Source organism: Phyllobacterium sp. TAF24 (assembly GCF_052113785.1).
Taxonomy (GTDB): Bacteria; Pseudomonadota; Alphaproteobacteria; order Rhizobiales; family Rhizobiaceae; genus Phyllobacterium.
The window spans coordinates 35,609-60,431 of sequence record NZ_JBFRDN010000023.1 but is presented as its reverse complement, the minus strand read 5'-3'; the positions used below and the strand labels follow the sequence as shown (position 1 = coordinate 60,431).

Annotated in this window: 24 protein-coding genes and 1 tRNA gene; 8 read left to right on the top strand and 17 right to left on the bottom strand. The window is 55.7% G+C overall.

Annotation, left to right across the window (positions count from 1 at the left end; all coding sequences use genetic code 11):
* Window positions 1–2 precede the first annotated feature (2 nt).
* Entirely contained in the window at window positions 3–848 is an 846-nt protein-coding gene (locus AB4Y96_RS18840) for an ABC transporter permease (RefSeq protein WP_091879245.1), read from the top strand.
* Window positions 849–909: 61 nt separating this feature from the next.
* On the opposite strand, the gene AB4Y96_RS18835 is transcribed toward AB4Y96_RS18840, so the two are convergent.
* Entirely contained in the window at window positions 910–2,436 is a 1,527-nt protein-coding gene (locus AB4Y96_RS18835; RefSeq protein ID WP_441919061.1) for a UxaA family hydrolase, read from the bottom strand.
* Window positions 2,437–2,519: 83 nt separating this feature from the next.
* The gene (locus tag AB4Y96_RS18830) at window positions 2,520–2,699 is read right to left on the bottom strand and encodes a hypothetical protein (protein ID WP_091879242.1); all 180 of its coding nucleotides are present in this window, start codon (window positions 2,697–2,699) and stop codon (window positions 2,520–2,522) included.
* Window positions 2,700–2,908: 209 nt separating this feature from the next.
* Here AB4Y96_RS18830 and AB4Y96_RS18825 point away from each other — a divergent pair, with 209 nt between their 5' ends.
* The gene (locus AB4Y96_RS18825; protein ID WP_441919059.1) at window positions 2,909–3,496 is read left to right on the top strand and encodes a hypothetical protein; all 588 of its coding nucleotides are present in this window, start codon (window positions 2,909–2,911) and stop codon (window positions 3,494–3,496) included.
* Between the two features lie 40 nt (window positions 3,497–3,536).
* On the top strand, window positions 3,537–4,016 hold the full coding sequence (locus tag AB4Y96_RS18820) for a hypothetical protein (RefSeq protein ID WP_441919057.1): 480 nt from the start codon (window positions 3,537–3,539) through the stop codon (window positions 4,014–4,016).
* 125 nt (window positions 4,017–4,141) lie between these two features.
* Here AB4Y96_RS18820 and AB4Y96_RS18815 read toward each other — a convergent pair.
* From AB4Y96_RS18815 to mepA, 7 genes are all read right to left on the bottom strand, one after another.
* Window positions 4,142–4,226: transfer RNA gene (locus AB4Y96_RS18815), tRNA-Leu, on the bottom strand.
* Between the two features lie 192 nt (window positions 4,227–4,418).
* Window positions 4,419–5,039, bottom strand: a complete 621-nt coding sequence (locus AB4Y96_RS18810; RefSeq protein WP_113095268.1) for a 2,3-bisphosphoglycerate-dependent phosphoglycerate mutase — start codon at window positions 5,037–5,039, stop codon at window positions 4,419–4,421.
* 37 nt (window positions 5,040–5,076) lie between these two features.
* Window positions 5,077–5,901, bottom strand: coding sequence for a 4-hydroxy-tetrahydrodipicolinate reductase (dapB, locus tag AB4Y96_RS18805; protein WP_091879223.1), 825 nt, complete (start codon window positions 5,899–5,901; stop codon window positions 5,077–5,079).
* On the bottom strand, window positions 5,898–7,730 hold the full coding sequence (locus AB4Y96_RS18800) for an ABC transporter ATP-binding protein (RefSeq protein WP_441919055.1): 1,833 nt from the start codon (window positions 7,728–7,730) through the stop codon (window positions 5,898–5,900). The genes dapB and AB4Y96_RS18800 overlap by 4 nt, the downstream gene beginning before the upstream one ends.
* Window positions 7,731–7,896: 166 nt before the next feature.
* Entirely contained in the window at window positions 7,897–8,925 is a 1,029-nt protein-coding gene (locus AB4Y96_RS18795) for a glucokinase (RefSeq protein WP_441919053.1), read from the bottom strand.
* A gap of 44 nt (window positions 8,926–8,969) precedes the next feature.
* The gene (locus AB4Y96_RS18790; protein WP_091879218.1) at window positions 8,970–9,362 is read right to left on the bottom strand and encodes a methylglyoxal synthase; all 393 of its coding nucleotides are present in this window, start codon (window positions 9,360–9,362) and stop codon (window positions 8,970–8,972) included.
* A gap of 152 nt (window positions 9,363–9,514) precedes the next feature.
* The gene (mepA, locus tag AB4Y96_RS18785; protein ID WP_244518300.1) at window positions 9,515–10,504 is read right to left on the bottom strand and encodes a penicillin-insensitive murein endopeptidase; all 990 of its coding nucleotides are present in this window, start codon (window positions 10,502–10,504) and stop codon (window positions 9,515–9,517) included.
* Between the two features lie 172 nt (window positions 10,505–10,676).
* Here mepA and AB4Y96_RS18780 point away from each other — a divergent pair, with 172 nt between their 5' ends.
* Complete coding sequence (locus AB4Y96_RS18780; RefSeq protein ID WP_441919051.1) at window positions 10,677–11,717, top strand: zinc-dependent alcohol dehydrogenase family protein; 1,041 nt, start codon at window positions 10,677–10,679, stop codon at window positions 11,715–11,717.
* Here AB4Y96_RS18780 and AB4Y96_RS18775 read toward each other — a convergent pair.
* From AB4Y96_RS18775 to AB4Y96_RS18765, 3 genes are read right to left on the bottom strand one after another with little or no spacing between them, the layout of a single operon-like run.
* Window positions 11,714–12,583, bottom strand: coding sequence for an SDR family oxidoreductase (locus tag AB4Y96_RS18775; protein ID WP_091880182.1), 870 nt, complete (start codon window positions 12,581–12,583; stop codon window positions 11,714–11,716). The two genes, AB4Y96_RS18780 and AB4Y96_RS18775, sit on opposite strands and share 4 nt — an antisense overlap.
* A complete protein-coding gene (gene queG, locus AB4Y96_RS18770) occupies window positions 12,583–13,761 on the bottom strand; it encodes a tRNA epoxyqueuosine(34) reductase QueG (RefSeq protein ID WP_441919049.1) in 1,179 nt (392 codons plus the stop codon). Before queG ends, AB4Y96_RS18775 begins: the two co-directional genes overlap by 1 nt.
* Window positions 13,761–14,453 carry a glutathione S-transferase family protein gene (locus AB4Y96_RS18765; protein ID WP_441919048.1) on the bottom strand — a complete coding sequence of 231 codons (693 nt, stop codon included), beginning with the start codon at window positions 14,451–14,453 and terminating at the stop codon, window positions 13,761–13,763. The genes queG and AB4Y96_RS18765 overlap by 1 nt, the downstream gene beginning before the upstream one ends.
* Before the next feature lie 161 nt (window positions 14,454–14,614).
* On the opposite strand from AB4Y96_RS18765, the gene AB4Y96_RS18760 reads away from it, so the two are divergent.
* Window positions 14,615–15,421, top strand: coding sequence for an undecaprenyl-diphosphate phosphatase (locus tag AB4Y96_RS18760; protein ID WP_091879211.1), 807 nt, complete (start codon window positions 14,615–14,617; stop codon window positions 15,419–15,421).
* A gap of 55 nt (window positions 15,422–15,476) precedes the next feature.
* On the opposite strand, the gene AB4Y96_RS18755 is transcribed toward AB4Y96_RS18760, so the two are convergent.
* From AB4Y96_RS18755 to AB4Y96_RS18735, 5 genes are all read right to left on the bottom strand, one after another.
* Window positions 15,477–16,445 (bottom strand): complex I NDUFA9 subunit family protein, encoded by a 969-nt coding sequence (locus AB4Y96_RS18755; protein ID WP_441919046.1) that lies wholly within the window; start codon window positions 16,443–16,445, stop codon window positions 15,477–15,479.
* A 111-nt stretch (window positions 16,446–16,556) separates the two neighbouring features.
* Window positions 16,557–17,819 (bottom strand): glycosyl hydrolase family 8, encoded by a 1,263-nt coding sequence (locus tag AB4Y96_RS18750; protein WP_441919045.1) that lies wholly within the window; start codon window positions 17,817–17,819, stop codon window positions 16,557–16,559.
* A 64-nt stretch (window positions 17,820–17,883) separates the two neighbouring features.
* Window positions 17,884–19,152, bottom strand: coding sequence for a D-tagatose-bisphosphate aldolase, class II, non-catalytic subunit (locus tag AB4Y96_RS18745; RefSeq protein WP_441919043.1), 1,269 nt, complete (start codon window positions 19,150–19,152; stop codon window positions 17,884–17,886).
* Between the two features lie 2 nt (window positions 19,153–19,154).
* Entirely contained in the window at window positions 19,155–20,129 is a 975-nt protein-coding gene (locus AB4Y96_RS18740; RefSeq protein WP_441919042.1) for a tagatose kinase, read from the bottom strand.
* A gap of 125 nt (window positions 20,130–20,254) precedes the next feature.
* The gene (locus AB4Y96_RS18735) at window positions 20,255–21,271 is read right to left on the bottom strand and encodes a LacI family DNA-binding transcriptional regulator (RefSeq protein ID WP_441919089.1); all 1,017 of its coding nucleotides are present in this window, start codon (window positions 21,269–21,271) and stop codon (window positions 20,255–20,257) included.
* Window positions 21,272–21,719: 448 nt separating this feature from the next.
* On the opposite strand from AB4Y96_RS18735, the gene AB4Y96_RS18730 reads away from it, so the two are divergent.
* The 3 genes from AB4Y96_RS18730 (at window position 21,720) to AB4Y96_RS18720 (ending at window position 24,755) form a co-directional block, all read left to right on the top strand.
* Entirely contained in the window at window positions 21,720–23,003 is a 1,284-nt protein-coding gene (locus tag AB4Y96_RS18730; protein ID WP_091880181.1) for an ABC transporter substrate-binding protein, read from the top strand.
* An 81-nt stretch (window positions 23,004–23,084) separates the two neighbouring features.
* On the top strand, window positions 23,085–24,083 hold the full coding sequence (locus tag AB4Y96_RS18725; protein WP_441919041.1) for a zinc-dependent alcohol dehydrogenase family protein: 999 nt from the start codon (window positions 23,085–23,087) through the stop codon (window positions 24,081–24,083).
* A gap of 84 nt (window positions 24,084–24,167) precedes the next feature.
* Window positions 24,168–24,755, top strand: a complete 588-nt coding sequence (locus tag AB4Y96_RS18720; RefSeq protein ID WP_091879200.1) for a hypothetical protein — start codon at window positions 24,168–24,170, stop codon at window positions 24,753–24,755.
* The last annotated feature ends 68 nt before the right edge of the window (window positions 24,756–24,823 follow it).

Genomic DNA, 24,823 nt, shown 5'->3' with positions numbered 1-24,823 from the left:
CCATGATCCGCGATACAACCATTGGTGCAAAGCTCTGGATCACCGCCGTCTGGGTGATTGTCGCCTTCTTCATCATCAATCTGTTGGCGATGATCGCAACGGTGATCATATCCTCCTTCGGCACCCGCTGGCTCGGTACATGGTTGCCCGCCGGTTGGACAACAAAATGGTATTTTACCGCCTGGGCGGAATTTCAGCTTAGCGATGTCCTCATCGTCACATTCCAGATCGTGTTCACGGTGGTTGCCCTGTCGGGGCTTCTTGGTGTCACGGCTGCTTATGCTTTGGCGCGGCGCGAGTTTCCCGGCAAGAAGCTGATCATGCTTTTGTTCCTGCTCCCCTTGCTGGTGCCACCCATCACCTTTGGTATTCCGCTGGCAACGGTTCTTTATCAGGCTGGTGTCGGCGGTACGTTCTGGGGTGTGGTTCTGGCCAATCTCGTGCCAACGGTTCCCTTCGTCATCCTCGTCATGATCCCGTTTATCGAACAGATCGACCCGAAGGTTGAGGCAGCAGCACGCGTCTTTGGCGCAGGCACATTCCGTCTGTTTCTGCATGTGCTGATGCCGATGCTACTGCCCGGTATTCTGGCCTCGCTCCTGCTCGTACTGGTGCGCACAGTGGCGATGTTCGAATTGACGTTCCTCACGGCAGGTCCGACGAGCCAGACGCTGGTTGTCGCTCTCTACTATTCGGTGTTTGCATCCGGCGTGCGCGCTGTCCAATCCATCGATGCCATGGCCGTGGTCTATATGGTGACAACGCTGGTCTGGCTGCTGATCGCGCTGCGCTTCGTCAATCCCACCCAGATTGTCGCCCGGGCCAAGCAGCAACAGTCAGCTGCCTGACTCACTTTGCATAAGGAAACGGGAGCCAATGGCTCCCGTTTTTCTTACATCAAAGCGTGGATTACATTGTCGCGCCGATTTGCCATGGCACGAATTCCGCATCGCCATAGCCGAGCAGTTCGGATTTGCTGCGCTCGCCTGAGGCTACGCGCAAAACCTGCTCAAAGATTTCGCGCCCCTTGTCTTCAATGGACACACCGTCAAGCACGTCACCGCAATTGATGTCCATGTCCTCGATCATCTGCGTATACATGGGGGTGTTGGTGGCAAGCTTGATCGACGGGGTTGGCTTGCAGCCATAGGCTGAGCCGCGGCCCGTGGTAAAACAGAGGATATTGGCGCCGCCAGCAACCTGTCCGGTAGCCGATACCGGGTCATAGCCGGGTGTATCCATGAAAACGAGCCCATGCGCCGTTACGGGCTCCGCATAGCCATAAACAGCTTCAAGCGGCGTGGTGCCGGATTTGGCAACAGCACCGAGGGATTTTTCGAGGATGGTCGTCAGACCGCCCGCCTTGTTGCCGGGTGAGGGATTGTTGTTCATTTCCATCTTGTTGCGGGCGGTATAGTCTTCCCACCACGCGATGATGGATTGCAGGCGCGTCACCGCTTCCGGGTTGGAGGCGCGTTCAATCAGCAGATGTTCAGCGCCATAAATCTCCGGCGTTTCGGAGAGAATGGCCGTGCCACCCTGTTTGACCAGAAGGTCGACTGCCGCGCCCAGCGCCGGATTGGCCGTGATGCCGGAATAGCCGTCAGAGCCGCCACATTGCAACGCCAGCATCAGCTCGGAAGCAGGAATGGTCTCGCGCTTCACATTGGCCGCTGTCGGCAGCATATCGCGCACGGCGGCAATGCCGGCTTCCATGGTTTTGCGGGTGCCACCGACTTCCTGAATGGTGAGGCTGCGGAATGTATCGCTCTCGACGATATTATAGGCTTCCTTCCAACGACCGATCTGAAAGCCCTCGCAGCCAAGGCCGACCATCAGCACGGCAGCGATATTGGGGTTGGTGGCATAGCCCCATTGGGTACGCTTGAGCACCTCATAGCCTTCGCCCTTCACATCAAGCGCGCAGCCGCCGCCATGCACCAGCGGAATGATCCCATCGATCATTGGATATTCTTCAAGGATTCCGGAACGCTGCACTGCTTCAGCGATGAAGCGGGCGACAGATGCGGAGCAATTGACCGAGGTCAGCACGCCAATATAGTTGCGGGTACCCGCCCGCCCGCTGGCGCGGCGAAACCCCTGAAAGGTCGCCTGTTGCTCAACCGGCAATATGCCGCTGGAATGGGTTTCGTGGCTACTATCGGGCTGGCGCGCAAAGCTGCTGAAATCGAGATTGTGTTCATGCACCCATTCACCTGGCTCGATGGCTTTTGAAGCCGAGCCGATGATCTGGCCGAATTTACGCACCGGTTCTCCCATGGCGATTGGCTTTGACGCCAGCTTATGGCCACGCGGGACCCGGTCTTTGACAGTCACATTCTCCACATGCTGGCCTGCCTGAAAGGCATCCACCGCCACCACCACATTATCAGTCGTGTGAAGGCGCAGGTGGCGTGGGGAAATAAGCGTATCCATGAAAGTCTCCTGAGTAGACTAATATATTAATTCGCCTGATGTGAGGTTGCAATGTGTCAAGGTGACCATAAAGGGCCGAATTGTCAGAAACTGACGCCGCCTATGCCGGTCATCCCGCGCAGATAAAGCGCAAGGGCAATCAAGGCAATCGCCACCCCGATCCCGGTCCAGTCGATCTGCTTCTTACGGATACTGCCAACGATACTGTAGATTAAAAACAGGACGAGAACGAGCAGTGCGAGAATGATGATAAGCCGGATCATGCGCCGATACTCCGCTGAAACCCTTCTGATCAGAGTATCGCATGTTGAGGGCAGCTTGAAAAACCTATTCGAAATGAAGGGCCCGCTGTTTCCATAACATGGATGCGCACGGTCATATTTCGAGCACTGGCATATGCCAACTGCCCGGTAACTGTCACAAGGAGTAGGGAAATGGTAAAGTGGACGGGTATCACATTCAGGAAGAGAAAATGACACCTATGAGTTTTCTTGAACCTCAACGTCTTCTCCGTCGGGTTTTTCCGTTGATTTGCGCAGCGCTGTTCGCCTGCGCTCCAGCACAGGCCGCTGAACAATCGGACTGGAAGCAGATCGAGACCGAAGCCATCACGGCGATGGATCGTCAGGATTGTGCAGGCGCGTGGAAGGTTCTTTGGCCTGTGGCACGCACCGGACAAGCCGAAGCCATGACCCTGCTCACACAGCTTGTCATGTTTCGCGACCTCGTTCCGCCCAAAAGCATTTCTCCGTCTGAAACTGCGTCTCTGGAAGAGCAGCGCGTTGATCATCTGCTGGCGCTCGCCATGGCGGACTGGAAGAACCTTACACAGGATGACGGGCTTACGGCGGCAGATCTTGTATCGGGTATTGCCGAGGAACGGGGAGGCGAGAATGACAAGCGCCTCGACAGTTGCATGCAAGGGACTGAAGACAAGGCGCAATGCGTCAAGCTTGCAACGGAACTGAAGCTTGTTCCGTCGTTCGATGATTATGTAAAAGCGATGGACGGAGCCACGGCGCCCGCCGTTTGCCTGCCCGATAATCGCCCGAAAAAATAGCCCAGAAGACAAATCCGTTTTACTTGCGAGGGAGAGTGCAATGGCTGGACGGAAACTGACACCCGGTGAAACCGATCTGGCCAGAAGCATATATGGATCACAGATCGACTATACGAAAGTACTGATCTTCGATGAAAAGTGGAAGTTTTTCATGCCATCAGATCGGGCGCACGCACCCAACGGCAATATTTATTTCCCCGGCATAGGCGCCGCCAAATACTTTACAGACTTCTCAGCGGCGCCATTGGACAACAAATCAACCTTCATTCACGAAATGGGGCATGTTTGGCAGCATCAACGCGGATTGAACGTTATCGTCAGAGCGGCACTCAAGCGGAACTACGACTATTCAGAGGTTTTTACGACCGGCGATTATTTCGCTCTGGGCATGGAACAGCAGGCGGAGTTCCTGTCCGATTATTATCTCTTGAAGAACGGGGTGATGATGCCGGATAAACCGGACAAATCAGAATTCGAGAGGGTCATGCCTAAAGTTCTTGGCGGGACGACGGCGCCATAAGGCGACTGCAGCCGCACTTCTCGAAACCAATGAGTAAACAAGCGCGACAGAAAACAAAAAAGCCCGCAGAAGCGGGCTTTTTGCGTATTTCCATAAACGTCTGGCGACATCAGGAAATTGGGAAATGGTGCCCAGAAGAGGACTCGAACCTCCACGCCTTGCGGCACACGGACCTGAACCGTGCGCGTCTACCAATTCCGCCATCTGGGCAGCGGGGTCTCATGTAAGGGGCGGGCGGAACTCTGTCAATCCATTTGTCGGGTATTTGTCATGCTATTATCATTTGCCTGCGAATGTTCTGGCAAAGACCACCTGACAATACCGAAAAGATCAGCACAAACAACAAACCCGCACCGGTGTTCCAGCGCGGGTTTGTCTTAAAAAGATGGAAAGCGGTCGACCTCAAGCGGTCAGGATTTCCTTTGAAGCAACGGTCGAATCAGCATTCAGCTTGTAAATGACAGGAACGCCGGTTGCCAGTTCCTGCGCGATGATCTCTTCGCTGGTCAGACCGTCCAGCGCCATGATGAGTGCGCGTAGCGAATTGCCGTGGGCAGCCACCAGAACGGTCTCACCGCGCAGCACATGCGGCTGTACCTCGTGCAGGTAGTAAGGCCAGACGCGGGCGCCCGTATCGCGCAGGCTCTCGCCGCCGGGCGGTGGAACGTCATAGGACCGGCGCCAGATATGCACCTGATCCTCGCCCCACTTGGCGCGGGCATCGTCTTTGTTGAGGCCGGAAAGATCGCCATAATCGCGTTCGTTCAAAGCCTGATCACGGATCGTCTGAAGGGTTGGCTGACCAACCTCGTCAAGAATGTGCTGCAGCGTTACCTGAGCGCGCGACAGCACAGATGTGTAGGCGATGTCGAAATGCAGACCCTTGGCCTTCAGGCGCTGACCGGCGGCCTTGGCTTCACTGTGGCCAAGCTCGGTCAGTCCCGGATCACGCCAGCCGGTAAACAGATTCTTCAAATTCCATTCGCTCTGGCCATGACGGACAAGGACGAGGGTTCCGGACATTGCAATACTCCTGTTGGACGGAAATCGGTTCGGGATATCAGGTGTTGAGGCCAAGCACATCGAGCATCGAATAGAGGCCCGGCTTGCGGCCCTTGCCCCACAGCGCCGCCTTGACGGCACCGCGTGCAAATATCGTGCGGTCTTCCGCATGGTGGGAGAGGGTGATGCGCTCGCCCGGTCCCGCCAGAATAACCGAATGGTCACCGACAACCGAGCCGCCGCGCAAGGATGCGAAGCCGATAGTGCCCTCTTCGCGCGGGCCGGTATGCCCGTCGCGCACGCGCACGCTGTGATCAGCCAGCGAAATGTTGCGTCCCGCTACTGCCGCTTCACCCAGCAGCAATGCGGTGCCTGATGGCGCATCGACCTTGTGCTTGTGATGCATTTCAAGAATTTCGATATCAAAATCATCGGACCCAAGTGCTTTTGCAGCCTGCTTGACCAGCACGCCGAGAAGATTGACGCCAAGGCTCATATTGCCTGACTTGATGACAGCCGCGTGGCGCGCGGCAGCGCGAATTTTTGCATCATCCTCCGGCGAGCAGCCGGTTGTACCGATCACATGCACGATACGCGCCTGTGCGGCGAGTTCGGCAAAGGCAACCGTTGCCGCGGGCGCTGTAAAATCAAGGACGCCTTCGACGCCGACGAAGACGGAGAGCGCGTCATCGGTCACGGGAATGCCGAGATGGCCGACACCGGCGAGTTCGCCAGCGTCCTGACCGATATGGGGAGAGCCCGGACGCTCGATAGCCCCCGCAAGAACAGCACCGTCAATGGCTTGAATCGCGCGGATCAAGGTCTGTCCCATGCGGCCGCCGGCACCGACAACGGCAAGCTTCATTGCGGATGTCTCACTCATTCGGCTGTTCCTGTTACTGGGGTTGCCCGCTCTTTGCTGTCATCAATGATGGGCGACTCTTCCTTGCCTTGCAACTGATAGAAACGTGCATAGATGCCGTTGGGCACGCCAAGCAAGGTCTCGTGCACGCCTTCCTCGACAACGCGTCCGGCCTCCATAACGACGATATGATCCGCATTGACGATGGTCGACAGGCGATGCGCGATGACAATGGTCGTGCGCCCCTGCATCACATGTTCAAGTGCCTGCTGGACGCGCTTTTCCGATTCATTGTCGAGGGCCGAGGTGGCTTCATCAAGCAGAAGAATGGAGGCGTTGCGCACGATGGCGCGGGCAATGGAAAGACGCTGGCGCTGGCCACCGGAAAGCGTCGCGCCGTTCTCGCCCACTTCGGTGCCATAGCTTTGCGGCTGCTGGCGGATGAACTCGTCGGCATTGGCAAGCTTTGCCGCTTCGATCACCTCTTCATCGGTCGCATCAGGGCGACCATAGCGGATATTGTCGGCAATGGTGCCTTCGAACAGATAAGGCTGCTGCGATACATAGGCGATCGACTGGCGCAGAGACTTCTTGCTGACATAGGCAATGTCCTGTCCATCAATCAGAATACGGCCACTGTCGATGTCATAAAAACGCTGCACAAGGCCGATCAGGGTGGATTTGCCTGCACCGGATGCGCCGACAATAGCAGTGGTTTTGCCTGCTTCAGCTGTGAAACTGATGCCATGCAGCACCGGTATCTCATTGCCATAGCTGAAGCGTACATTGTCGAACTGCACTTCGCCCGTTGGTACGGTAATCGGCACGGCGCCGATGCTGTCAGCCTGACGCGGCTCGATGTCGAGTATTTCAAAGAACATGCGCGCATTGACCAGCGATCGCTCAAGGCCCACCTGAACCCGCGCCAGACGCCGTACGGGATCATAGGCGAGCAGGACGGCTGTCATGAAGCCGAACATGGCACCGGGCGGTTCCATGTTGATGACCGCCCGATAGCCGGTGTAGATGATCATTGATCCGATAGCGATACCAGCTATGAGCTCGGTAATAGGGGTCGTCCGCTCCGAAACCCGCGCAATCTTGTTGGCACGCTCTTCGGCACGCTTGATTAGCAGACTGATCTTGTTGCGCAACTGGTCTTCCATCGTGAATGCCTTGACGATGGCGATGCCCTGTGTTGCCTCCTGCATGGCACCGAGAAGATGTGAATTCACCTGTACGGATTCGCGATGGATGCTGCGCAAACGCTTTGCCAGATAGCGCACGGTCAAAATGACAGGTGGTCCGATCAGCAAGGCAAAGAGTGACAAAAGCGGATCAAGAATCACCATGGTGCTGATCAGGGCAATGAGGGTCGGGAGATCCTTACCGATCGTCGTCACGGTAATATCCATGAGTTCGCGGACACCTGAGACGTTCTGATTGATCCGGGCCGCGAGCTGCGCCGAGCGCGTATCATGATAAAAATCGAGACCGAGTTTCATCAGGTGGTCGAAGATGCGGTGCTGATATCGCGCGATAATATTGTTGCCGATCTTCGCCATCATCACCGATTGCGTGTAGGTCGCAATGCCGCGGATGACAAAGGCAACGAGAATACCGAGGCTGATCGGAATGATCAGCTCCTCGCGTCTCTCATAGTAAATCTTGTTGATGACGTCCTTGAAGATATAGGCCACAAATGCCGTTGTGCACGCGACGGCCAGCATTGCGACAAGCGCGATGGCATAGGATGATCTGTGGTCTCGAAGATTTTCATTCAAAACACGTCCGATGACGCGGCGCGCCTCATTCGGATCGATTTTCTTCTTCTTGGTCTGATCATTCATGACGGACGGCAACTCGTTCGTATCAAGCTTTCGGGCAACGATTTAATGTGGTCGCGCCCTTCTTCAAGCTGACCCTATAGCGTTATTGATCGGCCTTGCCTATTGGTTTTGGCTAACGTCATGAACGGGACAGGGAAGGTGTTGCCCTCATGCCTACGCACAAAGTCTAATCTTTGCGCCAGCGGCGGCCCTCGGTTGCTATGCCAAACCGGCTCGGCGTGCGCGAAAACGCCGACAACCCACTGAGCGCCGCGAGAGGATGGGTAATGATGTAGACAGGTGTCTCGCTTAAGATCTGGCGATGTGGTGCTTTGTCTTCAAAGGCCTCGCGGAACGCCGGATCTTTGAGTGGCGCTACGATCTTCTGGACAATACCACCCGCAAGATAAACACCACCGCGCGCCATGAATGTCAGTGCGAAATCACCGGCAAGACGGCCAAGATAGGTCACGAACAGCGACAGGGTTTCCTTGGCTTCTGCTGATTCACCGGAAAGGCCCGCAGCTGTGATATCGGCAGGCGTCTGCAGTTTGGCTTCGGTGCCAGAGACCTTGCAAATGGCACGATAAATATTCTGCAGACCGCGCCCACACAAAAGCTGTTCGCCGGAAATGCGCCCTTCAATATGTTCGATATGCGGGAAAAGTTCGAGGTCGCGCGCCGTGCGCGGACCCATATCCACATGACCACCTTCGCCGGGAACGGGAACCCAGCTGTTGCGCGAGCGAACCATGCCCGCAACGCCAAGCCCGGTGCCGGGTCCAAGAACCGCGCGGCTGCCATGGGGATCGCCGTCACCGCCACCGAGTTTTTCCAGATGCTTTGGCTCTAGCGAGACCACGGCAAGCGCCTGCGCCTCGAAATCATTAAGAACAGTAATGTCGGAAAGACCGAGCGTTTCCATCATCTTGCGGGGTTTGACGACCCAGGCGCAGTTGGTCAGATCGATCTCGTCACCTTCCACGGGACCGGCAATGGCAAGCACTGCGGAGCGCGGTTGAATCGATGTATGATCGAGAATGCCGGTCTGGATCGCTTCGTCGATGGTTTCGAAATCTGCCGTCTGGATGATGGGAAACTCTTTCGGTTCCGCATAGGCATCGACAAGAATGGCGAAACGCGCATTGGTGCCACCGATATCACCGACCAGAATCGGGAATTTCATGATGCAATCGGTGTCTGCTGAAGTAACCATAAATTCCGTCCCCAATCTCAATCGTGCTGCGCCATGCTTAACCATCAATCAGCGCGCAGCAAACCCTTCTTTTGCACAAGAACCTCGGCGGTGGCCCGGTTCAAGGCCATAGGAATGTCATAGACAATGCCAAGCCGCATCAGCGCCTTCACGTCCACATCATGCGGCATAGGCGACAGCGGATCGACAAAGAAAATCAGCCCGTCAATCAGTCCCTCGGCGATCAGTGCGCCAATCTGCTGGTCACCGCCAAGCGGGCCGCTTTTGACGCGGGTGATTTGCAGTGACGGACAGGCGTCCTTGATCAAACCACCAGTTGTACCTGTTGCCACAATGGTGCAGGGCGCAAGCTGTGCCTCATAGGCGCGCGCGAAAGCCACCATGTCATCCTTTTTCTGGTCATGGGCGATCAGCGCGAGGCGGAAAGGCTGCTTCATGAAGGAACTGCTTTGGACCTTGGTCTTAAATCGATTGAAACCCTATACTCAATTCGTGCTCGCCTGAAAAGACCGAAGGCAAAAAAGACCTGAAACGGTGCTGCCTTGCCACTTTAAGTGGTAGAGCAGCACCCTTTGAGACACCCAATGGTTTAGTTTGTCTTCACGCGCGCCTTTGGCCGGGGAACCGCGACGGGTTCATCCGGCACAACAGCCGGGACATCGCTGTCGGAATTGGCCTTTGCACCCAGACCATAGGTAACCTGATCCTTGGATTGCGGGCCGGGTGCATCAAGTATCTGCGCACAAAGCTTCGGCAGGTCTGACAGCATCATCACCTTCGGCTTGACCGGTTTGGTTGATGGAGGCGCCTTGCGCCATGGCTCGTCAGTGAACCACCAGGCCAGCGACTTGTCACAACCATCGGATGTGCCGATTGGTTCTTGCGGCTTGCAGTTGGGTGAGCCGGGCTGGCATTTGATGCGAACGTGGAAGTGATAGAAGTGGCCCCAGTAGGGGCGGATTTTTGCCATCCAGCTGCGGTCGCCCTGCACTGTCTCGCAGAGTTTTTTCTTGATGCCGGGATGAACGAAGATACGCTCTACCTCGGCATAGCTTGCGGCACGCTTCAGAAGAGCCGCATGTGCAGGCGTCCACTTGTCGGGGTCGACATAAAGAGTGTCGCCTTTCAGCATGGACTTGGCTTCGACTTTTTCACGCTGATCATTGTTGAAGCGGGCTTTGGGCATGGGGGTCAGCCAGATATCGGCATCAAGACCAACCTGATGCGAGGCGTGACCCGTCAGCATCGGGCCGCCGCGCGGCTGCGAAATATCCCCGACCAGCAGTCCAGACCAGCCATCCTTGGCTGCGGCATCGCGGGACAATCGCTCCAGGAGGGCAATCATACGGGGATGACCCCAATTGCGATTGCGCGATAGCCGCATCACCTGCCAGGTCGGACCGTCAACGGGCAGGGCCACACCACCGGCAAGACAACCCTTGGCGTAAAAACCTGTTGATTGCGGCGAACCAAGCGATGGCAGCGCGACGCCGCCAAACAGCTGTTTGGCCGGTCCATCCTCGGCAAATACATTCGCTACTCCGGAAAAAGACAGGAGCGCTGTGAGTGCAAGACGCATCAGAGTTTTTGATTTCATGGCCACTGTCCACCAGCTAAGGGCGATTCCCGTGAGTTAGCATCGGGATTCCGGGCTTTATGATGGCCAGATTCGCGTGAAAGTCGCAATATGCTACCGAGATATAGCCCTCGTCTGATTCGCCCTCACCATGGTTCGAACGAAAGCGCATCCCATGAAAGCAGTTGTCTTCGAACAATTTGGCCAGGCTCCGTCGATACAAAATGTAGCCGATCCGGCACCGGCACCGACGGGTGTGGTTATCAAGGTCGAGGCAACGGGCCTATGCCGCAGTGACTGGCATGGCTGGATGGGCCATGATCCTGATATCCAGCTGCCGCATGTGCCCGGACATGAGCTGGCAGGAACTGTTCAGGCGATTGGCAGGCATGTAACCCAGTGGAAAATCGGCGACCGGGTCACTGTGCCCTTCGTTGGCGGATGCGGCCATTGTTTCGAGTGCAATTCCGGCAATCATCAGGTCTGCGAGCATCAGTTCCAGCCGGGCTTCACCGCGTGGGGCTCTTTTGCCGAATATGTCGCGGTGGATTTCGCCGATACAAATCTGGTTGGCTTGCCCGAAACACTGGATTTTGCCACAGCCGCCAGCCTTGGCTGTCGGTTCGTCACGTCATTCCGGGCTGTCGTCGATCAGGCTAAGGTCAAACCCGGCGAATGGGTTGCGGTGCATGGTTGCGGCGGTGTCGGTCTATCAGCGATCATGATCGCGACCGCCATGGGTGCGAACGTCATCGCGGTGGATTTGACCGAAGAAAAACTCGCTTTTGCACGGGAGTTAGGTGCCGTAGCAACGGTCAATGGCTCGGAACAGAAAGATATCGTCGGTGCCGTCAAGGAGATCACCAAAGGTGGGGCCCATGTGTCAATTGATGCACTGGGGCATCCCTCAACGTGCTTCAATTCCATCGCCAATCTGCGTCGCCGCGGCCGTCATGTGCAGGTCGGGTTGATGCTGGGTGATCATGCGCGCGCGCCCATTCCGATGGACAAAGTTATTGCCTACGAGCTGGAAATTCTCGGCAGCCATGGCATGCAGGCTTTTCGTTACAAGGCGCTGATGGACATGCTTGAGCATGGCAAGCTCGCCCCGCAAAAGCTTATCGGCAAACGCATTGCCCTTGATGAAGCACCTGCGGCGTTGATGGGCATGGACCGGTTCGAGGGTACCGGCATTAGCGTCGTTACAAGCTTCTAGCGCCAGCTTCCGTCGCGCCACATCATGGAAAAAGCTGTTCCGTAATCGGGATAGCGAAAGGCAAAGCCAAGTTTCTTGAGGCGTGCATTGGAAACGCGCTTGTTCTCACCATAGAACGACCGCGCCATGGGCGTAAGTTCTGCCGTTTCAAATTGGGACTCAGCCGGCGCTTCAACACCCATCAACTCCGCCGCATAGGCAACGACGTCCTGCGGGGGTGCCGGCTCATCGTCGGTCACATTGAATACACCGGCTTCGTTGCGCTCTGCCAGAAAGCGCAGGGCTCCGGCAATATCGTCGACATGAATGCGGTTGAATACCTGCCCCGCCTTGTTCAGGCGGCGTGCAGTGCCATTGGCAAGATTGACGAATGCATTGCGGCCCGGCCCATAAATGCCACCGAGCCTGAGGACTGCCAGTGGCACCTTGTGTGCATCGGCCAGTTTCTGCCAGTCCTGCTCGGCATCGACCCGCTCGACCGAACGCGCAGAAACGGGATGGCATGGCGTGGTTTCATCAACCCAAGCGCCACCATAATCACCATAAACGCCGACGGTGGAAAGATAACCGATCCATTTCAGTTTCGGCATGGCGGAGCGGATTGTGTCGCCGAACTGTGCGTAAACGGGATCACCAGTCTGTCCGGGCGAGGTCGAGATGACGATGTGGGTCACGTCCTCAAGCGCACTGACGATCTCCTGCGATGCATGGGTGCCCTGAAACAGGAACGGTGTAATACCTTCCCGTTTGAGCGCCGCAAATTTGTCGCTGTCACGCGTGGTTCCGCCAATGAAGTCTGCTTTATCGGCCATCATCCGGGCAAAAGCGCGGGCTGAATAACCGGCCCCGAAGAGAAAAATCCGCATCATTGTTTCTTTCCTGCATTGCGCCATTCAGTCAGTACATCAGCATCAGTTTCCTGTGCAGCATAGCGTATTTGCAGAGTAGCAAAATGCTGAGCATCGACAAGCTCCCCCAACGCCCAGATGGCGGCGCCGCGCACCACCGGTGCAGGATCGTCGAGGTGCCGTTCGACGAGCGCGCTCAAATCCGCTTGTCCCGAATTGCCACAGGCGATCAGCACGTTGCGCATAAAGCGGTCTCTGCCGATGCGCTTGATTGGCGAACCGGAGAAGAGGGCGCGAAAGGCACTATCATCAAGCGTCAGAAATGTGGCTAGGTCAGGCGCCTTCAGATCATCCCGTGCCTGCAGTTTTGCTTCCCGCGCAGTCTCGGCAAATTTGTTCCATGGACAGACCGCAAGGCAGTCATCGCATCCATAGATGCGGTTGCCCATGGCCTTGCGGAATTCCAGGGCGATTGGCTCCTTGTGTTCGATGGTCAGGTACGAAATGCAACGCCGCGCATCAAGCTGATAGGGTGCCGGGAAGGCATTCGTCGGGCAGGCATCCAGACACGCCCGGCAGGAGCCGCAATGATCGGCCTCTCGCGTGTCAGCTTCGAGTTCGGCTGTGGTAAAAATCGTGCCAAGAAACAGCCATGAACCGTGAGTGCGGCTGACGAGATTGGTGTGCTTGCCCTGCCAGCCCAAGCCCGCAGCTTCCGCAAGCGGCTTTTCCATCACGGGCGCTGTATCGACAAACACTTTGACACTCTCGCCCGCCATACGGGATGCGAGGCGGCTGGCGACGCCTTTCAGCTTGCCCTTGATAATATCGTGGTAATCGCGGTTCTGCGCATAGACTGAGATCGCGGCCTTGTCTTTCTTGCTGAGGATTTCAAGCGGGTTGCCATCCGGACCGTAATTCATCGCCAGAACAATGACCGAGCGCACATCCGGCCACAGATTTTCGGGGCTGGCGCGGCGTTCCGCCGTTTCCGCCATCCACGCCATGGAGGCGTGGCGGCCTTTTTCCAGATAGTGGCGTAGCCGTTCCTCGGCCAATGGAATGGCATCGGGGCGCGTAATGGCGACAAGATCGAAGCCCGCAGCGCGGGCCTCTTCTAGTATGAATTGTTTCAGCCCCTGTGGCTGCGCTTTTGGCCCTGAACGTGTCGCGGCTTTTGCATCCGCGGGCAGCATCAGAAATCCAGATCGCCATAATGCGATGATGGCGGCAGGCCGCGTACGCGGTCAGTCAGCAATGGCCGGAATGAGGGGCGCGATTTCATCCGCGTGTACCAATCCCGCGCGGCCTTGTATTCAGCCCACTTTATCTCGCCGAGATAATCGAGGATGGAGATTGAAGCGGCTGCGGCCATATCAGCGTAGCTTGGCATCGGACCCGCCAGCCAGTTCCGCGTGGCGGTCAGCCAGTCGATATATTTCATATGCTGGGTAATGTTTGCCCGTGCGGCACGAATGGCGGTGGAATCAGGTGCACCGCCACCCTGTTCGGCTGTCATATGCAGCTTGAAAATGCGCTCACGCGCCATGTGGCGGGTGACTTCATTCTCAAACTTGATCAGAAACCAGTCCACCAGACGGCGTACTTCCGCGCGGTTCAGCGAATCTTCTGGAAACAGGCGGCGGCTGCGTTTCAACGCGCCGCGCGTTTCGTCAATATATTCTGAAATCACGGTTGCGCCGGCAACGGGAACGTCGCCTTCCGCCAGAAGAACAGGCAGCGTTCCAGCAGGGTTGAGCGCCAGAAATTCCTTGCGCCTCGACCAGCTGTTTTCCTCGATCAGCTCAACTTCAATATCATATTCGTTGAGGATAAGCCGGGCATAGCGCGAACCGGTGGACATCGGATGATGAAAAAGCGTCAACATGGCAGGTGTTTCATAAATCTTTCGAACTGGCATTTTAACAATGGGCAGCGTATTGCTCGTCTGCCTTGAGTCTATGCCAAACCTATAGGCGTAACCGCGGCACGAGACAAGCAAACAGCGCGTGATCATCCGGACCGGGATCACCATGGAAAGTTATAATCATGGAATCACAGACAATTGTCGAAGCCCTTTTTCTCGGATTGCTGGAAGGGTTAACAGAGTTTATACCTGTTTCCTCCACGGGCCATCTGCTGCTCGCCGGTCACTTCCTCGGCTTTGAGTCCAACGGCAAGACTTTTGAGGTCCTTATCCAGCTTGGAGCGATCCTTGCCATCCTCACCGTCTATTTCGGCCGTCTTCTGAAAATTGCCAAGGATTTCCCCAGTGACGCACGCACGCGGCGCTTCGTTGCCGGTATACTGCTCGCATTTCTGCCCGCTGTCGTGATCGGTATCTTTGCGCATGGCTTCATCAAAACAGTGCTGTTTGAATCGCCCATGCTGATCTGCGTCATGCTGATCATCGGCGGTATTATCCTGCTGTGGGTCGACCGGTTGGATCTGAAACCCCGTTACACCAATGTGATGGATTATCCGCTGTCCCTGTGCCTGAAGATCGGTTTTATCCAGTGCCTGGCCATGATCCCCGGAACATCCCGTTCCGGCTCCACCATTGTTGGCGCGTTGCTGCTTGGCACGGACAAGCGCTCGGCCGCCGAATTTTCATTCTTCCTGGCCATGCCGACCATGGCGGGCGCCTTTGCCTATGATCTTTACAAAAATCGCGATGTGCTGACGTTCAATGACGCGTCTCTCATCGCTATCGGCTTCATTGCCGCCTTTATCTCGGGCGTATTCGTTGTGCGTTATCTTCTCGATTACGTCTCGCGCCATGGCTTTGCACTGTTTGCCTATTGGCGGGTGATTGTTGGTACGATTGGTCTCATCGCTCTCATCCTGATGAAGTAACAATAAAAAACCCCGGCAGTGCCGGGGTTTTCATTTCAGAGAACAGATACTGAAATCAGGCGGGTTTCTGGCTCGAATACTGGCCCTGCACACGGAAGCGCCAGAGATAGGACGGCAGGATCGTCTCAATTGTCTGCGGCTGGATGCCGAGCCCTTCAAGTGTGCGGTTCTCGGTTTTTGCCGCTTCGGAGACGATGGAGTCTTTCTGCAGCAGCACCACCTGATCCTTTGTCAGAAGCGGCTTTGGCAACATGCCCAGCACGGTGCCCTGAATTTTGGCGACCCACCATGGGATTGGAATAAAGATACGCTTGCGGCCGATGACGCGCAGGGTCTCTTCAAGACACTGGCGGAATGTCAGCACTTCCGCACCGCCAAGCTCATAGATCTGTCCTGATTTCAGCGAGCCATCGACCGAGCGGGCGAAGACCTCCGCCAGATCACCGACATAGACAGGCTGGAACTTGGTCTTGCCACCACCAATCAGCGGCAGGAATGGCGAGATACGCGCCATGGCGGCAAACCGGTTGAAGAAATCATCTTCCGGACCGAACACGACGGACGGGCGGATGATCACCGCATCGGGCAATGTTTCATGGACGGCAGCCTCTGCACGACCCTTTGTGCTGGCATAAAGCGAAGAGGAGTGCGCATCAGCGCCGAGGGCTGACATATGTGTCAGCGGAACGCCCGCGGCACGCGCAGCTTCTGCCACGGCACGGGAGCCGAACTCATGCACAGTGCTAAAGCGCTGGGCACCGCTCTCATAGGCAATGCCGACAAGATTGATGACGTGGTCGGAACCTGCAACGGCGCGGTCGATGGACCAACGATAACGCAGATTGGCCTGAACCGCCTGTATCTGGCCGACGCCGCCCAGAGGCTGGAGGTGGAAGGCAAGGTCAGGACGGCGAACGGCGACACGAACGCGATAACCGCGCTTGGTCAGCGCCCGCACGATGTGACGACCGACAAAACCCGAGCCTCCGAAAATCGTGACAAGTTTTGGCTTCGTGATTGTCATCAGGCTCTCCTATGGAAATCGTCCTATATTCCCCTGCTGTTTAAAGCCTTTTGCTCCGAAGGCAAAGAGTTGATCGATATCAACTCTCGCGGCGCGTTGCCGCGCTTCGTCTCACGGCTTTTTCCAGTTGCCCGACAGGACGACCATGGAAAGAAGCTTCAGCGTATTGCCATAATAATCTTCATCGGAAATCTTCCGTTCCACCATGTCATCCCAAATTGCATTCAGCCACGTTTGATTACCGGCGTCGATCATCGCTGAAACACCGAATGCAGAAACGAAGGCCATGGAATTCTTGTCGTGATCCGCCAACGTTCGACCATCGAGTCGATAGCTGTCAGCAAGATGTCGGGGGTTATCTTTTGTCGCCATGCGGGCCCATTGATTGAGCGGTTGCAGGGCCGTGCGCGCGCGGGGCTCCGCGTACAACAGGTAATCCATCGCCACGCGCCAGGGATAGCGCGCGGCGTTCCAGGAGTAGAGACCGTCCCGCTCGTCACCCAGAAAACCGGCAGTGGCAGGTGTTGGCTTTGTATCAAGATGAAAGATGAAATCGGGCATCAGGCCAGTTTTGGAAGCATAGCGTTTGCGGATATCGTCAATGTTATCATAGGTGCGATCCCTTACCTCCAGCCATCGTTTGTCGCCCGTCGCGTCAGCAAAGGCTTTTAGATGCGACTGCATGAAATCGGAAGAGCGCGTGGTCATTGCGATCTCTGGCTCGCCATCGGCAATTGGCCAGTCGCCGATCATCAGATGACCGCTCTGTCCGTGAACGTCATGGCTCAAGATAGCATTGAGCGTGCGGTCCGCTTCCTTCCGGTAGTTGAAGCTTCCCTTGCTTCCCCAAACGGAATCGGCGAGCAGAAGCGCATAGGCGATATCAAGATCACCATCGGTTGCGCTAATCTGGCCGCGAAACCGGCCGCCAGCATTCTTGCAGCCTGTGACCTGATTCCAAGCCATGAGGCCGGGATTGGATGTTGCCGGAAAATCCTTGAAGTAGCGCACCATGCCATCAAAGATTGCATGGGCCTGTGGATCACGCTCTGCCATCAACACCATCAGCATCATGCCGTAACCATGGGCTTCCGATACCGTGATGGTGCCGGGAGCCGTATCGCCGCCAACGCGTTTTCCATCCGCATTAACCTTGATGAAGAAGCGCCCGTCGCCGCATGCCTGCACAACATACAGCTTCTTCCATTGTTGGTAGAAGACTAGGAGTTGCCGGTCGAGATCAGATTGCTCCACATGATTGGGTTTGATCGATCCAGCGATGTAATTTGATGCGGCCTGGGCTTGTGACTGGGATATCATCGCCAGACTGAAAATCAAAAAACTGGCAACCCAGCGGATCAGGCAATTCTTCATGGATGGCTCCGGGCACGGCAGGAAAGAATAATGGCCCGAAGCGTTATGGATCAATTGTGGCTGATTACCAGCCGCAGGCGGCGGAATAATCCGCAAGAACGCGGTCAATAGCGGTAATGAGGATCGCCTCAGGATTGTTGCGGTCTGCCGGTTTTACAGTGAGAGCAGGCAGGAATTGCCGCAGCAGTGTTTCCGGGATGTCTCGGTCACTTAGAGCAGCCATCAAGGTGTTAACCGCTGCTACCGCCTCGGGTTCCGTCCAGTAATAGCGAATACGGTCGCTATAGCTGTAGTGGCGCTGGACATGAAGAGCAGCTGCCGCTCCATGATAGTGCGATGCCCAATGGTCAGGCYTTTGGAGCATCAAGCGTTCCATGGCGCGAGCGAGCGGGCGTTCGCCATAGGATGGATCGAGCTCCGACGCGATGAGATCAAGCCCGTACAGCGCTTCGCGCAATGCGAAGGTCAGGCCGGGGCCGACTTTGAGGATCGGAAATCCGTCGCGCACAAGCGCCGAAAGTGATTGTACTGTCTGATAGTCAGTGGAATGGGCTTCGAAGATGAATTGCGGCTCGCTATCCAGCAGCCTCGTCAACATTATCGCCCGATCCGGCCTGTACTCGACAACATTCTCATTGCCGAATTCGACGCCGGGCTGAACGACAATTCCGATAACGCGGTCAAAGGCATCCTGCAGCCCTTCGCTGGCAAACCGCGCCCGGTGGACGGCAATTGTGTGCCGCGCTGCCTCCGGGCTGGTCGGCGTGACTTCAGTCAATTCATGATCCGCGCCGCCGGGAACAGGCACTTCCGTGCCGATAATATAATTCGGCAGGGCAAAGCCACTGTTCTGGGCCGCCTGTTCAGCTGCTTTGGCAAGCCGCGCCGCGCGCTGGGCGGTTATTTCATCATCAAGCGCTGCAGGCTCTCCCGCGCAACCCATGCTGGCATCCAGATGAATTTTGGTGAAGCCAGCCTGCACATAGTCGATGACCATCGTCACGGCTTTCGCCATTGCCTCTTCGGCTGGGAGCTTGCGCCATGGATTGGGTCCAAGATGGTCGCCGCCAAAAATGAGGCTGTTCCGGTCAACGCCTTCTTCCCGCGCAATCGCTTCGACGAAGACGACAAAATCCACGGGTGTCATCCCGGTATAGCCACCAAACTGGTTGACCTGATTGCACGTCGCCTCGATGAGCACGATCTGCCCATGCTGCTTGCCTCGTCGCAGGGCAGCCCTGATGACAAGTGGATGAGCGGAGCAGACGGATGTGATTCCCGCATTCTCGCCGTTCCTGTTTGCGCTGGCCAATTGTGAGAGGGACTTGAACATGCTTATTTCCTTGGTGTCGAGGCCATGAACTGGTCAAGTTCATGGAAAGTCGATGTGCCTTCCATGGGACCGCGATGGGTAACATTGCGGGCTCCGGCCGCATTGGCATAGTCGAGCGCGTGTTCGGCTGAGTGGCCAAGACGACGGCATGTAAGGTAGGTGGCGCCAAAGCAATCGCCAGCGCCGGTCGGATCGATTTCATCGACAATGAAAGCCGGACGATGAACAGGACCAGCCTTTGTATAGAGCGTGGAACCGTCCTGTCCCCGCTTCAGGACAATCTCGGAAATACCTGACGAAAGAAGCGCTTCGATAGCTTCGTTTTCGGAGGCGGCTGGGCAGGCAACGAAGAGTTCATCTCCTGATGGCAGAAGCAGGTCTGTTGCCTGTAGAAGAGCGGTGAACTGACTGCCCGTTTCTTTGCCCGCGGCCAGTTCCTTGCGCATATTGGGATCAAGCGAGAGCGTTCCGCCACGCTGCTTGATGTCGTGCAGGGCGTATTCGACGATGGGCCATACGGCCGGGATCGACAGGGCCGAGCCCATGACATGCAGATGACCGGCGCGCGCAATCAGAGCTTTGGCGGCGTCCGTTAGCTTGATTTCACCGGCAGCACTGCGGGCGATATTATAAACAAAATCCCGTGTTCCATCGTTTGCATAGCGCACAAAAGCGCTCCCCGTCGGATAATCGGGGCTGATGGTAATGGCCGAGACGTCGGCACCATCCTTGCGCAAACGTTCAATATTCAACCGGCCGAAATCATCCTTGCCAACGGTCGCAATGATACCTGCCTGAGCCCCCAATTTGGCCACCTGATCGATAAAGATAGCCGGCGCACCACTGGGAAAAGGCCCGATCAGCGGCTGTGCCTCGAGAAAGCCATTGCCTATTGTGGTGGCCATGATCTCGACGAGAATTTCGCCAATGGTGATGGTCAGGCCAAGGCTTTCCGGGGCCAGGGAAGAAAGGGGCATGTCAAGCGTCATATCGGTATCTGCCTGTTGTCTCGCGCATGAATCGTCAATACGCTCGACAAAGACAGATAAGCCGTATTATTTCCATGTCAACAAATAAATCTTTACGCGCGACAAGTTTTGGATCAGGCGGACATGCGCAGCATGATCTCGGCGTTCAGCAATATCCGCTCATTGGCGGGCAGTTCGAACTTCGCATCCTGATGCTCGCCGAGTTTGTGAAACAGCAGCGCCGCCGCTAGCCTGCCGATCTCGTTGTAGTTCTGCGCCACAGTTGTCAGTGGCGGGCACATATAGCGCGATAATGGCTGATCATCGTGACCTGCAACCCGCAGGTCGCAATCATCGCCACGCCCAACCTTGACGCCGATCTGGAAAGCCGCAGCAATTACGCCGAATGCAACACGGTCATTGGCGCAAAGAACGGTCTTTGTTGGAAAACCGCCATTGCGCAAGATCTGGATCGTTGCGTCGAAGGCGGACTTTTCAAAATCCCAATTGGCTGTCTGCTCCACTTCGATGATCCGAGGCTCAAGCTTGAGGCGCTCCATGGCTTCACTATAGGCTTCGCGGCGCTCAAAAGCGTTGCTGTTGACGGGCGGCATACCGAAATAGCACGGCGCATCGCCGGATCGCGTCAGATAGTCGACGATGAGTTGAAAACTTTGCCGGTTATTCGTGCCGACAAAGGGCGAAACTGTGTCGAGCGGGGAGTCCACATAGATCATGGGGATGGACTCGCCGAGCTTCAGCAATTTCTCCTGATGGGACTGCACGCCGAGGGGCGCGATGATGGACCCGGCGACGTTCATCGATTTGAATGTTTCGATGGCGCGCTCTTCAAGTTCCGGCTTGCCATCGGAGCTGAGCACAAAGGCGAGGTAACCCGCCTGTTCGGCAATTCCCTCAATGCGCCGGGTGAGGGCCGTATAGAACGGATCAGTGGAATTGGGAATAATGATGCCGAGAATATTGGTGCGGCGGCGATTGAGGTTGACCGCAAAAATGTTCGGCCGGAAGCCAGATTGCTTGACGGCAGCCTCAATGATTTCGCGGGTTTTCTTGCGCACGGAGTTGGGGTCGTTGAAATATTTCGACACGGTCGGACGGGACAGGCCCACAAACGCGGAAAAGTCTTCCATGGTCTTGATCGTCTTTTTCACCGCGCATTCCCTTTTCACGACCGTTTCGCTTGTTCTAGGAGACATCGTCGTGCTTGTGAAGAAAATGTCCTGAGACAATCTCATCGGTCTTTCGATTGTATTCGTGCCATCGGCTGCAAATCATGCCAATCAAAAATTTACAAGGCTAATCACATGCGTCAAGTTTTCAATTAAACCGTACCAACTCTGGATCATGTCAAACTTCGCATTTATAACGCATGGTGATGTGGGATGTTCCTAGTCACTGAAGCGCTGTAGATTGATCCCATACGGAGCTTCGGAATTATTCCATCAGATTTTTGTATACATGTCCGTAAATATTTTTGTATGACTTATTTTAAGTTTACGTGCGTAAAGTTCGTAGGCTTAACCTTGGAGGAGGAAAAGAATGAGCGTTACCTTGAGGAGGCCAGCGCATCTGCTGCTCATGACCGCCGTAACAGGCGTTCTTGCCAGCACTGCGTTTGCAGAAGAATTGACCATCGCGACTGTCAACAATGCCGATATGATCGTGATGCAGAAACTGTCGCCCGAATGGGAGAAAGCGACCGGCAACAAGCTTAACTGGGTGGTTCTGGAAGAAAACGTGCTGCGTCAGCGCGTCACCACAGATATCGCCACCAAGAGCGGCCAGTTCGATATCCTGACCATTGGCGGATATGAAGAGCCAATCTGGGGCAAATCGGGTTGGCTCACGGCGATGGATGATCTTGGCGATGATTATGATTACGCCGATCTGCTCGATCCGATCAAAAAAGGCCTGACCGTAGACGGCAAGCTCTATGCGGTTCCGTTCTACACCGAGAGTTCCTTTACCCTTTATCGCAAGGATCTTTTCGATGCGGCAGGCCTGACCATGCCGGATCAGCCCACCTATGATCAGATCAAGGAATTTGCGGCCAAACTGACCGACAAATCGAAAGAACAATATGGCATCTGTCTGCGCGGCAAGGCTGGTTGGGGTGAGAACATGGCGTTCCTTGGAACCATGATCAACACCTATGGCGGTCGCTGGTTCGATATGGACTGGAAGCCCCAGATCAATTCGGCACCTTGGAAACAGGCGGTGGCGACCTATGTCGATCTGATGCAGCATTATGGCCCGCCCGGTGCCACATCCAATGGCTTTAATGAAAATCAGGCGCTCTTTGCCACCGGCCATTGCGCCATGTGGATTGATGCGACCTCCGCTGCGGGCCGCATTTATGATCCCAAGCAAAGCAAGGTAGCCGATAAGGTAGCGTTCACGCGTGCGCCGGTTCAGGTCACCCCCAATGGTGCGGGCTGGTCATGGGCATGGACCCTTGCCATTCCTGCCACCTCCAAAAAGGTGGATGCGGCAAAGTCCTTCGTCAAATGGGCGACATCGAAAGAATATGTCAAACGGGTTGCCGCCAGTGAAGGCTGGGTTGCCGTTCCGCCAGGAACGCGCAAATCCACCTACGACAATCCGGAGTATCAGAAGGCGGCGCCTTTTGCAGTTACCGTTCTGAAGTCCATCATGGCCGCCGACCCAACAAAGCCGACAAAGGATCCCGTGCCTTATACGGGTGTGCAGTTTGTTGCCATCCCCGAGTTTCAGGCTTTCGGGACAACGATCGGGCAGCTCATATCGTCGGCGCTTGCCGGAACGCAGACCGTCGATCAGGCGCTGGATGCGGGGCAGCGGCAGGTCGAACAGATCATGACCCGCGCTGGTTATATCAAATAGCCCCATAATGAAGGTCCGCGCAGTAAATGCGCGGACCATTCGCCAGCATCTGAAATTTCAACAGGACAGAGTGGATTTGCCATGAAAGCCATTCATTTCACGGGCTTGGGCGCCGCCGGATTGGCCGATCTCAGGGAACCGGAGCTTGAGCCGGGACACGCCCTTGTGCGTGTCATGGCATCCGGTCTCTGCCATACCGATATCGATGTTCTTTATGGACGTTATGGCAATGGTGCCTTTCCGCTGGTGCCGGGGCATGAATATGCTGGTATCGTGGAAGCGGTTGCCGAGGACGTCACAGACTGGCGACCCGGCGACCGGGTTGCCGTCGACCCGAACATACCCTGTGGTAAATGCCGTTCCTGCCGCAAGGGGCTGACCAATCTATGCGAGACACTGGAAGCCTATGGCGTATCACGCAATGGTGGGTTTGCTGAATATAGCACCGTTAAAACCGGTCATCTCCATGCCACGGGTAATTTGCCTTTCCATATTGCTGCACTGGCGGAGCCTCTGGCCTGTGTTCTCAACGGTCTTGGCAATGCACGGGCTTCAAATGCCGAAAATGCCCTTGTGTTTGGTGCCGGACCGATCGGCCTTCTCATGGCCCTATCATTGAAGGCGCAGGGCGTTGAAGATGTCAGCGTTGCGGATATCAACGAAAGCCGCCTGACATTCGCCCAGTCCCTTGGCCTGACGCCTCTGCGCTCTGGCTCATCCGATCTTCAAAGCCGAGCAAAGGCGTTCGATTTTGTTGCTGACGCTACGGGTATCGCGCGGGTGGTGGAGGATATGATCGCCTATACCGCTGATGGCGGGACTGCATTGGTCTTCGGAGTCAGCGCCCCGGATGCGCGCATTCAAATTGCACCATTCGAGATTTTCCGCCGCCAGATCAGTCTGGTTGGCTCCCATTCGCTGAACCGCAATATTCCCGAAGCACTGGCTATCCTGCAACGCGACGATGGAATGATGGCAAAGCTGGTGTCCCATCGCTTGCCGCTTGCGGACGTCCTTCCCTACCTCTCGAAAGGGACAGCAACCCCACAGACCATGAAAGTACAATTTTCAACTGAATAAAACAGATGAAGATTTGCATCGGTATAAGACTTGGCTAGCATAAACCTCATGCCAATTTGATTGGATCAGGATGAGGAATATGTAATGGATAGCAATATACCGAGCCCGGAAGTATTTACCCATGTACGCGTGATCATAGGAATTATTCTGGGGCTGAGTATCTCGCGTCTGTTGACCGGTGTCGCCCGTATCATCCAGCATCCCCTGCGCAAAAATATCTACGCGGTTCATCTTGGCTGGGTATTCTTCGCATTTTTGACGGTTGTGCATTTCTGGTGGTTTGAATTTTATCTGCACCAGACATTAGTGTGGAAATTTGAGGCTTATCTTTTTGTTATTTTCTACGCCAGCCTGCACTTTCTGGCCTGCGGCTTGCTGTTCCCCGATAGCATGGAAGGCTATTCCGGTTATGAGAACTACTTCATGTCACGGCGTGCGTGGTTCTTCGGCATATTGATGGCGATTTTTGTGGTTGATTTTGCCGACACAGCCATGAAAGGGCGGGAGCATTTTCATTCACTCGGACCGGAGTATCCATTCCGCAATCTGTTTCTCATCATTGTCTGTGGAGCTGCCATTTTTGTGCGCGAGCAGAGAACGCAGCTGATACTTCTTGGTCTCGCGCTCATCTGCCAGATCGTATTCATCCTCATCCAGTTCGATACGATTTAACAACGCACAAAGAAAAACCCGCCGGTCGCGAGACCGGCGGGTTTCTGTTTCAGTCTGAAACGCTGGGA

Excerpts from the sequence above, each read along its gene's own strand:
- AB4Y96_RS18840 (WP_091879245.1), top strand. The coding sequence starts at position 3 with ATGATCCGCGATACAACCATTGGTGCAAAGCTCTGGATCACCGCCGTC.
- AB4Y96_RS18835 (WP_441919061.1), bottom strand. The coding sequence starts at position 2,436 with ATGGATACGCTTATTTCCCCACGCCACCTGCGCCTTCACACGACTGAT.
- AB4Y96_RS18830 (WP_091879242.1), bottom strand. The coding sequence starts at position 2,699 with ATGATCCGGCTTATCATCATTCTCGCACTGCTCGTTCTCGTCCTGTTT.
- AB4Y96_RS18825 (WP_441919059.1), top strand. The coding sequence starts at position 2,909 with ATGACACCTATGAGTTTTCTTGAACCTCAACGTCTTCTCCGTCGGGTT.
- AB4Y96_RS18820 (WP_441919057.1), top strand. The coding sequence starts at position 3,537 with ATGGCTGGACGGAAACTGACACCCGGTGAAACCGATCTGGCCAGAAGC.
- AB4Y96_RS18810 (WP_113095268.1), bottom strand. The coding sequence starts at position 5,039 with ATGTCCGGAACCCTCGTCCTTGTCCGTCATGGCCAGAGCGAATGGAAT.
- dapB (WP_091879223.1), bottom strand. The coding sequence starts at position 5,901 with ATGAGTGAGACATCCGCAATGAAGCTTGCCGTTGTCGGTGCCGGCGGC.
- AB4Y96_RS18800 (WP_441919055.1), bottom strand. The coding sequence starts at position 7,730 with ATGAATGATCAGACCAAGAAGAAGAAAATCGATCCGAATGAGGCGCGC.
- AB4Y96_RS18795 (WP_441919053.1), bottom strand. The coding sequence starts at position 8,925 with ATGGTTACTTCAGCAGACACCGATTGCATCATGAAATTCCCGATTCTG.
- AB4Y96_RS18790 (WP_091879218.1), bottom strand. The coding sequence starts at position 9,362 with ATGAAGCAGCCTTTCCGCCTCGCGCTGATCGCCCATGACCAGAAAAAG.
- mepA (WP_244518300.1), bottom strand. The coding sequence starts at position 10,504 with ATGCGTCTTGCACTCACAGCGCTCCTGTCTTTTTCCGGAGTAGCGAAT.
- AB4Y96_RS18780 (WP_441919051.1), top strand. The coding sequence starts at position 10,677 with ATGAAAGCAGTTGTCTTCGAACAATTTGGCCAGGCTCCGTCGATACAA.
- AB4Y96_RS18775 (WP_091880182.1), bottom strand. The coding sequence starts at position 12,583 with ATGCGGATTTTTCTCTTCGGGGCCGGTTATTCAGCCCGCGCTTTTGCC.
- queG (WP_441919049.1), bottom strand. The coding sequence starts at position 13,761 with ATGCTGCCCGCGGATGCAAAAGCCGCGACACGTTCAGGGCCAAAAGCG.
- AB4Y96_RS18765 (WP_441919048.1), bottom strand. The coding sequence starts at position 14,453 with ATGTTGACGCTTTTTCATCATCCGATGTCCACCGGTTCGCGCTATGCC.
- AB4Y96_RS18760 (WP_091879211.1), top strand. The coding sequence starts at position 14,615 with ATGGAATCACAGACAATTGTCGAAGCCCTTTTTCTCGGATTGCTGGAA.
- AB4Y96_RS18755 (WP_441919046.1), bottom strand. The coding sequence starts at position 16,445 with ATGACAATCACGAAGCCAAAACTTGTCACGATTTTCGGAGGCTCGGGT.
- AB4Y96_RS18750 (WP_441919045.1), bottom strand. The coding sequence starts at position 17,819 with ATGAAGAATTGCCTGATCCGCTGGGTTGCCAGTTTTTTGATTTTCAGT.
- AB4Y96_RS18740 (WP_441919042.1), bottom strand. The coding sequence starts at position 20,129 with ATGCCCCTTTCTTCCCTGGCCCCGGAAAGCCTTGGCCTGACCATCACC.
- AB4Y96_RS18735 (WP_441919089.1), bottom strand. The coding sequence starts at position 21,271 with ATGGAAGACTTTTCCGCGTTTGTGGGCCTGTCCCGTCCGACCGTGTCG.
- AB4Y96_RS18730 (WP_091880181.1), top strand. The coding sequence starts at position 21,720 with ATGACCGCCGTAACAGGCGTTCTTGCCAGCACTGCGTTTGCAGAAGAA.
- AB4Y96_RS18725 (WP_441919041.1), top strand. The coding sequence starts at position 23,085 with ATGAAAGCCATTCATTTCACGGGCTTGGGCGCCGCCGGATTGGCCGAT.
- AB4Y96_RS18720 (WP_091879200.1), top strand. The coding sequence starts at position 24,168 with ATGGATAGCAATATACCGAGCCCGGAAGTATTTACCCATGTACGCGTG.